Consider the following 384-nt stretch of genomic DNA (forward strand, 5'->3'; position numbering starts at 1 on the left):
TTTTCCAGGCTATCCAGAAGGGGTTACAGGTCCAGAAATGATGATGCAATTACAAGCTCAAGCCCAGCGTTTTGAAGCCGATATTAGAGATGGTTGGATTACAAAAGTTGATTTTTCAAGTGCTACTCATAAAGTATGGGTTAATGAAGAGAAAGAAATACATTGTGATACGGTGATTATTTCAACAGGAGCTTCAGCGAAATACCTGGGCTTAGAATCTGAGCAAAAGTATTTACAACTGGGCGGAGGAGTATCGGCTTGTGCGGTTTGTGATGGCTTCTTTTATAGAAATCAGGAAGTGGTTATAGTAGGCGCAGGAGATTCAGCCTGTGAGGAAGCCCATTATTTGTCAAAGCTTTGTAAAAAAGTAACGATGTTGGTGCG

The 384-nt window shown here is 41.1% G+C and carries 1 protein-coding gene; it reads left to right on the forward strand.

Annotation, left to right across the window (positions count from 1 at the left end):
• On the forward strand, nucleotides 1–384 hold a 384-nt coding region (locus FGF67_RS16935; protein ID WP_158293248.1), incomplete at both ends, for an NAD(P)/FAD-dependent oxidoreductase.

The organism is Allotamlana fucoidanivorans, assembly GCF_006265225.1.
Lineage (GTDB): Bacteria > Bacteroidota > Bacteroidia > Flavobacteriales > Flavobacteriaceae > Allotamlana > Allotamlana fucoidanivorans.